This window comes from Streptomyces sp. NPDC044064 (assembly GCF_056434245.1).
The window spans coordinates 93,542-103,044 of the sequence record NZ_JBWKFN010000025.1 but is presented as its reverse complement, the minus strand read 5'-3'; the positions used below and the strand labels follow the sequence as shown (position 1 = coordinate 103,044).

General features: G+C 70.9%; 8 protein-coding genes. 4 read left to right on the top strand and 4 right to left on the bottom strand.

Going from position 1 to position 9,503, the window contains the following annotated elements:
- Positions 1 to 137 precede the first annotated feature (137 nt).
- Entirely contained in the window at positions 138 to 812 is a 675-nt protein-coding gene (locus AC07DS_RS33485) for a helix-turn-helix domain-containing protein (RefSeq protein WP_479151478.1), read from the bottom strand.
- Positions 813 to 843: 31 nt separating this feature from the next.
- Positions 844 to 1,743 (bottom strand): universal stress protein, encoded by a 900-nt coding sequence (locus AC07DS_RS33480; protein ID WP_479151419.1) that lies wholly within the window; start codon positions 1,741 to 1,743, stop codon positions 844 to 846.
- 207 nt (positions 1,744 to 1,950) lie between these two features.
- Here AC07DS_RS33480 and AC07DS_RS33475 point away from each other — a divergent pair, with 207 nt between their 5' ends.
- Positions 1,951 to 3,672 carry a SulP family inorganic anion transporter gene (locus AC07DS_RS33475; RefSeq protein ID WP_479151418.1) on the top strand — a complete coding sequence of 574 codons (1,722 nt, stop codon included), beginning with the start codon at positions 1,951 to 1,953 and terminating at the stop codon, positions 3,670 to 3,672.
- Between the two features lie 105 nt (positions 3,673 to 3,777).
- Complete coding sequence (locus AC07DS_RS33470) at positions 3,778 to 4,467, top strand: response regulator (protein WP_479151416.1); 690 nt, start codon at positions 3,778 to 3,780, stop codon at positions 4,465 to 4,467.
- Between the two features lies 1 nt (position 4,468).
- On the opposite strand, the gene AC07DS_RS33465 is transcribed toward AC07DS_RS33470, so the two are convergent.
- Positions 4,469 to 5,662, bottom strand: coding sequence for an ABC transporter substrate-binding protein (locus AC07DS_RS33465; protein WP_479151414.1), 1,194 nt, complete (start codon positions 5,660 to 5,662; stop codon positions 4,469 to 4,471).
- Between the two features lie 181 nt (positions 5,663 to 5,843).
- The gene (locus tag AC07DS_RS33460) at positions 5,844 to 7,283 is read right to left on the bottom strand and encodes a gamma-aminobutyraldehyde dehydrogenase (protein WP_479151412.1); all 1,440 of its coding nucleotides are present in this window, start codon (positions 7,281 to 7,283) and stop codon (positions 5,844 to 5,846) included.
- 170 nt (positions 7,284 to 7,453) lie between these two features.
- Between AC07DS_RS33460 and AC07DS_RS33455 the strand changes: the two genes are divergently transcribed.
- Both AC07DS_RS33455 and AC07DS_RS33450 read left to right on the top strand, forming a co-directional pair.
- Positions 7,454 to 7,975 carry an Lrp/AsnC family transcriptional regulator gene (locus AC07DS_RS33455; protein ID WP_385167009.1) on the top strand — a complete coding sequence of 174 codons (522 nt, stop codon included), beginning with the start codon at positions 7,454 to 7,456 and terminating at the stop codon, positions 7,973 to 7,975.
- A complete protein-coding gene (locus AC07DS_RS33450; protein ID WP_479151410.1) occupies positions 7,960 to 9,342 on the top strand; it encodes an aspartate aminotransferase family protein in 1,383 nt (460 codons plus the stop codon). Before AC07DS_RS33455 ends, AC07DS_RS33450 begins: the two co-directional genes overlap by 16 nt.
- Positions 9,343 to 9,503 lie beyond the last annotated feature (161 nt).

The following is a 9,503-nucleotide window of genomic DNA, read 5'->3' as shown; positions in this document are numbered from 1 at the left end:
CCTTGGGCCTTTGGGGTCGCTTTGGTAGGGGGGGGGGGTTCCCCCCCGCCCCCCCCCCCCCCCCCCCCGCCCCCCCCGGCCCCCCCCCCCCCCCCCCCCCCCCCCCCCCCCCCCCCCCCCGTACCGCCCCCTCCGCCTCACACGGTGATCCGGCGTCCGGTCATGGTGAACGGATCGATGCGCACCCACAGGCTGCGGGAGCCTCCGGCCCAGGGCGCACTGTGGGCACGTTCCGTGAGCCGGCGCCGCTCCTGCGGGTCGCTGACCGCGCGCGCGGGTCCGCGGACCAGGACGCTCCAGCCCTGGCTGAACGCGTCGTCGATGCGGTCGACCTCGAAGGCCACCTGGCAGCCGATGGCCAGGGCCGGCGTGGCGCCGCGCTCGGTCCGGAAGAGGATCGCACCGTCCACGACGCTGTAGTTGACGGGCACGATCACCGGACCCGAGGCCGTGCCGAGCGCGAGCCGCCCCACCCCGTGCGTCGCCAGCAGGGCCCGGCACTCGCCGGTGCGCAGCCGGGTGAACTCCGGTGCGGGCGCGGCGTGTCCGATACCCGGCGGCAGGTCGACGGCACCGCCGGTGAGTTCGGTGACGGTGGTCTCCAGTGCCGTGGCCAGGGTCATCAGCACGCCCGTGCCCGGCTTGGCCCCGGGATGCTCCTCCAGGTACCTGAGATAGCCGCCCGCCATCCCGGCGCGCGCCGCCGTCTCCCGCCGGGTGAGGCCGAGTTGGATCCGCCGGGCGGCGAGCCTGCGGCCCAGGTCGCCCAGCGGCGCCTCCGTCGCCGTGTCCGCTCTCGTCCGCTCGTTCATGATCATGACTTCTCCTCCTCGGGCCGGCGAGTCAGCCGTGCGCAACCACGGCGACGGGAGCGTCGGCGTGATGCAGGACGGCGTGCGTGACGTGGCCGATGTGTGCGCCGAGCCGGCTGGTGCGGATGCGCCGGCCGACGACGACCAGAGAGGCGTCGTGGGAGGCGTCGACCAGGACCGGCGCGGCATGGCCGGGCCGGCTCACCTCGGTCACGTCCACGTCCGGGAACTTCTGCAGCCAGGGGCGCGCCACCTCGGTCAGGGCGTCGGCCTCGCTGCGTGCGATCGATTCCCGCAGGTCGTAGACGGCGGACAGGGGGTCGACGGGCGGCGGTGTCCAGCCGTGCACGATGCGCAGCGGGGCCTCGCGGCGCGCGGCGGCGTCGAAGGCGAACCCGAGCAGTGTCTCGTCGGGGTCCTGGATGTCGAGGCCGAGGACGACGGGCCGGAAGGGTGCCGCGGCGCAGGGCACGCCCGCCGGGTCCATCCGGTGCTCGTCGGCGGCCTGTTCACCCGCCCTGACCAGCACCACGGGCCGTTCGACCCGGGCGATGACGGACAGGCTCACCGAGCCGACCAGGAACCCGCCGAGCCCGCCGAGGCCCCGCGAGCCGAGCACCAGCAGCTCGGCGGCCTCCGCCGCCTCGCACAGCACGTCGGCCGGTATCCCGGTGCGCTGCTCGGCGGTCACGTCGAGACCGGGGTGGCGCAGCCGGACGCCCTCGGCGGACTCACGCGGAACCCGCTCGGTCCAGTACGGGTGGGTCTCCGTTCCCAGCAGCGGCGCCTGGCCGGTCAGCTCGGGCGCGGGCTCCCAGACATGGACGATCTTCAGAGGCAGGCCTCTCAGCACTGCTTCACGGGCCGCCCATTCCGCTGCGGCCCGGCTCTCGGGCGAGCCGTCGAGACCTGCCGTGACCGGTCGGGTCATGCTCTCCACCTCCAGGGGCGAGGAACCACTTCCACCGATTCCACTGTCCTCCGTCCGGAGCCGCCGGGAGCAGGGGCCACTCGTCCCCGGCCGGGACCGACCGGCCTTGAGCGAGCGGACAGCCGAGGGGGCGCGCGGCGGGGCCAGCACGCCTCGCGGTGGCCGGCGCCCCGGTGGATGCTGGGGGCGGACGGCGGAGGTCGGCGCATGGCCAAAGGACGGGCCGGGCGGGTTCCGGGGCCGTGCGGTCCCGTGCCCGGGCCCGGTGCACTTCTCGCGCGCCTGTGGAACCGGCTCCGGGGCGACCTGCCGGCGGGCGTGACGGTGGCCGCGTACCTCGTGCCGCAGTGCATGGCGTACGCGGGCGTGGCCGGCCTGCCACCGGTCACCGGACTCTGGGCGATCCTCCCGGCGCTCGGCCTCTACGCGCTGCTCGGCTCCTCACGTCTGCTGTCGGTCGGCCCGGAGTCCACGACGGCCCTGATGACGGCCACGGTGGTGGGCCCCCTGGCCGCCGGAGACCCGGGCCGCTACGCCGCGCTGGCGGCCGCCCTCGCCGTCACGGTCGGGCTGCTGTGCCTGGCGGCCCGCGCGATCCGGCTGGGCTTCCTCGCGGACCTGCTCTCCCGCCCGGTCCTGGTCGGCTACCTGGCGGGCGTGGCCCTGATCATGGCGGTGGACCAGTTGACCAGGCTCACCGGAGTACGGACGAGCGGCACGGACTTCTTCCCCCAGCTGTGGTCCTTCTGCACCCGTCTCGAGGACGCCCACCCGGCGACCGTGGCCCTCTCCGCGGCCGTACTGGTGTTCCTCTTCGCCGTCGCCCGCTTCTTCCCCAAGCTCCCCGGACCGCTGCTGGCGGTGGTCCTCGCCACGGTGGCCGTCGTGGTCCTCGACCTGGACGGCCGGTACGGCGTCGCGGTGATCGGCACCGTGCCCTCCGGCCTTCCGGACCTCGCCCTGCCGGATCTCTCCGAGGTGCCGGGCCTGGTGCTGCCCGCGCTCGGTGTGCTGCTGGTCGCGTACACCGACATGATCCTCACCGCGCGGGCGTTCGCGGACCGCAGCGACGAGAACGCGCTGGACGCCGACCGGGAGTTCCTCGCCCTGGGCGCCACCAACCTCGGCGCCGGTGTGCTGCACGGCTTCCCGGTCAGCAGCAGCGCCAGCCGTACGGCGCTCGCGTCCTCCGCGGGCGCCCGCAGCCAGCTGTACTCGCTGGTCGCGGGGGCGGCGGTACTGGCCGTCCTGCTGTTCCTCAGCCCGCTGCTGTCCCGCATGCCCTCCGCCGCGCTCGGCGCACTCGTCGTCTACGCCGCCGCCCGCATGATCGACGTCGCGGGCTTCCGCCGGCTCGCCTCCTTCCGGCGCCGCGAGCTGTTCCTCGCCCTCGGCTGTCTGGCGGGCGTGCTCACCCTGGGCATCCTGTACGGGGTGATCGTGGCCGTCGGCCTGTCGGTCGCCGAACTGCTGACCCGGGTGGCCCGGCCCCACGACGCGGTCGAGGGCCTGGTCCCCGGGATGGCCGGCATGCACGACGTCGACGACTACCCGCAGGCGCACACGGTCCCCGGTCTGCTCGTCTACCGCTACGACTCGCCCCTGTTCTTCGCCAACGCGGAGAACTTCCGGCGCCGGGCGCTGGACGCCGTGGACGAACAGACCGAACCCGTACGGTGGTTCGTCCTCAACACCGAGGCCAACGTGGAGGTCGACATCACGGCTCTGGACGCCGTGGAGGACCTGCGCCAGGAGCTCACGGGGCGAGGCATCGTCTTCGCCCTGGCCCGGGTCAAACAGGACCTGCTGGACGACCTCGAGTCGTACGGCCTCGCGGAGTCCGTCGGCGCCGGCCACATCTTCCCGACGCTGCCGACGGCGGTGGCCGCGTACCGGGAGTGGAGCCGCGACCACGACCGCGACCACTGACCGAGTAGGGCCGTTCGGCCCTGGTGCATACGGCTCCGGCGGACGATGATCGGCTTCGGGGGCAGTCCTCAGGCTGCCCCGACCGGGGAACGAGGGGTCGTCGTCATGACCGAGGCACACACCTTCACCGAGCAGCACCCGATCCGGGTGTTCCTGCTGGACGACCACGAGGTCGTACGACGCGGCCTGGCCGACCTGCTCGACGCCGAACCGGACATCTCCGTGGTCGGCGACGCGGACACCGCCGAGCACGCCCTGACCCGCGGCCCCGCGCTGCGCCCGCACGTCGCCGTGCTCGACGTCCGGCTGCCCGACGGGGACGGCATCTCGGTCTGCCGCGAGCTGCGCAGCCGGATGCCGGAACTGGCCTGCCTGATGCTGACCTCCTTCGACGACGAGGACGCCCTGCTCGACGCGATCATGGCCGGGGCGTCCGGGTACGTCCTGAAGCAGATCAAGGGCTCCGACCTGGTGTCGGCGGTCCGCACGGTCGCCTCGGGCCAGTCGATGCTGGACCCCGCGACGACCGCCCGCCTCATGCGGTCCCTGCGGACCGGGCCCGCCGAGACCCCCGCGCTGCCCCCCGAACTGGCGAGTCTGTCCCCGCGCGAACGCGACATCCTCGCCCTGATCGGCGACGGCCTGACCAACCGCGAGATCGGCAACAAGCTGTACCTGTCCGAGAAGACCGTCAAGAACCACATCTCCCGCCTGCTGGCCAAGCTGGGCGTGCAGCGCAGGGTCCAGGCAGCGGTCCTGGCCTCGCACCTGGAGCAGCACGGCGACCAGGGCTGAGCTACAGCCCCACGATCCGGTTCCACCGCTTCGCGAACTCCACCCGCTCCTCGGAGGTGATGTCCCGGGCGATGGCCAGCCGCTTGCGCATGGTGTCGTCCGGGAAGATCAGGGGGTTGCCGGCCAGGGCCGCGGTGTCCTTGTCCTTGGCGGCCGCCAGCACCTCCCTGGCCGCCGGGACCGGGCAGACGTAGTTGACCCAGGCGGCGAGCTTCGCGGCGACCTCGGGGTCGCAGTAGTAGTCGACCAGGCGCTCGGCGTTGGTCTTGTGGCGGGCCCGGTTGGGGATCATCAGGGAGTCCGACCACAGCTCGGCGCCCTCCTCGGGGACGACGAAGCGGATGTCGGGGTTGTCCGCCTGGAGCTGGATGACGTCGCCCGAGTAGGCCTGGCAGGCGAGGACGTCGCCGCTGACCAGGTCCTTGGTGTAGTCGTTGCCGGTGAAGCGGCGGATCTGACCGCGGTGGACCTCGCGCTCCACCTGGTCGCAGACCCGGTGGAAGTCGTCCGCGGTCCACCGGGTGACGTCCACGCCGTTGCCCTGCATCAGCAGCGCGAACGACTCGTCCAGGCCGGAGAGCAGGGTCACGCGGCCCTTGAGGTCGCCCGCCCAGAGGTCCGAGACGTGGCGTATCTCGCGGCCGAGCTTGCGGCGGTTGTACGCGATGCCGGTGATGCCGGACTGCCAGGGCACCGTGAACATGCGGCCCGGGTCGAAGGCCGGTGAGCGCAGGAGCGGGTCCAGGTACTTCGCCACGTTGGGCTGGTGGGCGCGGTCCATCCGCTGCACCCAGCCCAGGCGGACGAAGCGCGCGCACATCCAGTCACTGATGACGATCAGGTCGCGGCCGGTCGACTGGTGGTTCATCAGCGCGGGGCTGATCTTGCCGAAGAACTCGTCGTTGTCGTTGATCTCCTCGACGTAGTCGACGGAGATGCCGGTGCGCTTCCCGAAGGCCTCGAGGGTGGGCCGACTGTTGGGGTTGTCGTCATCGGTGTCGATGTACAGCGGCCAGTTCGCCCAGGTCAGCTTCTTGTCGGTGGCGGACACGTCGGTCACGGCACGGTCGCCGGGCTTGACGTAGGCGGCGGGCACCCCGCAGCCGGCCAGGGCGCCGAGCGCGGCGGTGCCGCCGAGCGCGCGCAGCAGGGAACGGCGGGAGACGGGACGCGGCAGCGAGGATGTCTGGGGCACCAAGGCAGGATGCCGTGGGGCCCCGTGCGCGGACAATCGACGCTGCGTCGATCCCACCGGGTGGGACCCGACACCTTGTCGATCACCGCCGTGAGAGCGACCGGCGCCGTACGGCAAAAGGGCGCGGCCCCGGACGGGGAGGTGAACCCGTCCGGGGCCGCGCATGTCTGTTCTCGGACTGCTACGAGTCGAGCGACGTCATCACGTGCTTGATCCGCGTGTAGTCCTCGAAGCCGTACGCCGACAGGTCCTTGCCGTAGCCGGACTTCTTGAAGCCGCCGTGGGGCATCTCGGCGACCAGCGGGATGTGGGTGTTGATCCACACGCAGCCGAAGTCGAGCTTCTTGGACATGCGCATCGCGCGGCCGTGGTCCTTGGTCCACACCGAGGAGGCGAGGGCGAACTCGACGCCGTTGGCCCACTCGACGGCCTGGTCCTCGTCGGCGAAGGACTGGACGGTGATGACCGGGCCGAAGACCTCGTTCTGGACGATCTCGTCGTCCTGCTTCAGGCCGGAGACGACGGTCGGGGCGTAGAAGTAGCCCTTGTCGCCGACCTGGTGGCCGCCCGCCTCGACCTTGGCGTGGGCGGGCAGGCGCTCGATGAAGCCGGAGACCTGCTTGAGCTGGTTGGGGTTGTTCAGCGGGCCGAAGAGCACGTCCTCGTCGTCCGGCTGGCCGGTCTTGGTCTCGGACGCGGCCTTCGCCAGCGCGGCGACGAACTCGTCGTGGATGGACTCCTGGACGAGGACGCGGGTCGCGGCCGTGCAGTCCTGGCCGGCGTTGAAGTAGCCCGCCACCGAGATGTCCTCGACGGCCTTGGCGATGTCGGTGTCCTCGAAGACGACGACCGGGGCCTTGCCGCCCAGCTCCAGGTGGACCCGCTTGAGGTCCTTGGAGGCGGACTCGGCGACGGACATGCCGGCGCGTACGGAGCCGGTGATGGAGGCCATCGCCGGGGTGTCGTGCTCGACCATCGCGCGGCCGGTCTCGCGGTCGCCGCAGATGACGTTGAAGACGCCCTTGGGCAGGATCGAGCCCATGATCTCGGCGATCAGGACGGTCGAGGCGGGGGTGGTGTCCGAGGGCTTCAGGACGACCGTGTTGCCCGCGGCGATGGCCGGGGCGAACTTCCACACGGCCATCATCATCGGGTAGTTCCACGGCGCGACCTGCGCGCAGACGCCGACCGGCTCGCGGCGGATGATCGAGGTCATCCCGTCCATGTACTCGCCGGCCGAGCGGCCTTCGAGCAGCCGGGCCGCACCCGCGAAGAAGCGGATCTGGTCGACCATCGGCGGGATCTCCTCGGAGCGGGTCAGCCCGGTCGGCTTGCCCGTGTTCTCCACCTCGGCCGCGATCAGCTCCTCGGCCCGCTCCTCGAACGCGTCCGCGATCTTCAGGAGGGCCTTCTGCCGCTCGGACGGAGTCGTGTCGCGCCAGGCCGGGAAGGCCGCGGCGGCGGCCGCCATGGCCGCGTCGACGTCCGACTGTCCGGACAGCGGAGCGGTGGCGTACGCCTCGCCCGTCGCGGGGTTGACCACCTCGGTGGTCCGTCCGTCGGCGGCGTCCCGGAACTCACCGTCGATGTAGTTGCGCAGACGACGCAGCTCGGTGCTCACTGCCGGCCTCCTGGTCTGGTTCAAGCTGTCCAATCACTGAGACACCCACCCTAGTCGCCGCACCCACGTTTTCAACACCCCCATCCCGGCCTCTTCTGCGAAATCCGCAAGACTGGGACTCTCAAACAACGAATTTCATCGATACGGCCTTGCGAAACCGTCGAGACGTCGTGCACAGTGAGGTCGTGGCCAGTCGAAGCGCAGACCAGAGGGACTCGTCCCGCGAGTCCAGGAACGGCAACAGTCCCCAGCTGGACGCCGTCTCCCTCGCCATCATTCAGCAGCTCCAGGAGGACGGCCGCCGGCCGTACGCCGCGATCGGCAAGGCCGTCGGCCTCTCCGAAGCAGCCGTGCGCCAGCGCGTCCAGAAGCTGCTGGACCAGGGCGTGATGCAGATCGTCGCCGTCACGGACCCGCTCACCGTGGGCTTCCGCAGGCAGGCGATGGTCGGGATCAACGTCGAGGGCGATGTCGAGTCGATCGCGGACGCGCTGACCGGCATGTCGGAAGTCGAGTACGTGGTGATGGCCGCGGGCTCGTTCGACATCCTCGCCGAGATCGTCTGCGAGGACGACGACCACCTGCTGGACGTCATCAACAAACGCATCCGGGCCCTGCCCGGGGTGCGCTCCACCGAAAGCTTCGTTTATCTGAAGCTGAAGAAGCAGACCTACATGTGGGGAACCCGATAACCGTGACCCAGAAGGACCTCAGCCGCACCGCGTACGACCACCTGTGGATGCACTTCACCCGCATGTCCTCGTACGAGAACTCTCCCGTCCCGACCATCGTCCGGGGCGAGGGCACTTACATCTACGACGACAAGGGCAGGCGCTACCTCGACGGTCTCGCCGGTCTGTTCGTGGTCCAGGCCGGTCACGGCCGCACGGAACTCGCCGAGACCGCCTTCAAGCAGGCCCAGGAGCTGGCGTTCTTCCCGGTGTGGTCCTACGCCCACCCGAAGGCCGTGGAGCTGGCCGAGCGCATCGCCGACTACGCTCCCGGCGACCTGAACAAGGTCTTCTTCACCACGGGCGGCGGTGAGGCGGTCGAGACCGCCTGGAAGCTCGCCAAGCAGTACTTCAAGCTGCAGGGCAAGCCGACCAAGTACAAGGTCATCTCGCGTGCGGTCGCCTACCACGGCACCCCGCAGGGCGCCCTGTCCATCACCGGCCTGCCGGGCCTGAAGGCCCCCTTCGAGCCGCTGGTGCCGGGCGCGCACAAGGTGCCGAACACCAACATCTACCGCGCCCCGCTCTTCGGCGACGACCCGGAGGCCTTCGGCCGCTGGGCCGCCGACCAGATCGAGCAGGAGATCCTCTTCGAGGGCCCGGACACCGTCGCCGCGGTCTTCCTCGAGCCCGTGCAGAACGCCGGCGGCTGCTTCCCGCCCCCGCCCGGCTACTTCCAGCGCGTGCGCGAGATCTGCGACAAGTACGACGTGCTGCTCGTGTCGGACGAGGTCATCTGCGCCTTCGGCCGCCTGGGCACGATGTTCGCCTGCGACAAGTTCGGCTACGTCCCGGACATGATCACCTGCGCCAAGGGCATGACCTCGGGCTACTCCCCGATCGGCGCCTGCATCGTCTCCGACCGGATCGCCGAGCCGTTCTACAAGGGCGACAACACCTTCCTGCACGGCTACACCTTCGGCGGCCACCCCGTGTCGGCCGCGGTGGGCCTGGCGAACCTGGACCTGTTCGAGCGCGAGGGCCTCAACCAGCACGTGCTGGACAACGAGGGCGCGTTCCTCTCCACGCTGCAGAAGCTGCACGACCTGCCGATCGTCGGCGACGTCCGCGGCAACGGCTTCTTCTACGGCATCGAGCTGGTGAAGGACAAGCACACCAAGGAGTCCTTCAACGAGGAGGAGACGGAGCGCGTCCTGTACGGCTTCCTCTCCAAGGCCCTGTTCGAGAACGGCCTGTACTGCCGCGCCGACGACCGTGGTGACCCGGTCATCCAGCTCGCCCCGCCACTGATCTCCAACCAGGAGACCTTCGACGAGATCGAGCAGATCCTGCGGGCCACCCTCACGGAGGCGTGGACCAAGCTCTGATCATCCGACTGGATGACCGACACCGGCCCCGGTGCCGTCCGTTCGAGTGAGAACGGCGGCCCGGGGCCGTGTGCTGTCCGGCCTCCCGGTAGTGGCTGCCTAGCGTTCCAGTGACCGATCGGCCCAGCCTTCGTTCCCCCGGACGGGGGACGGAGCAAGGG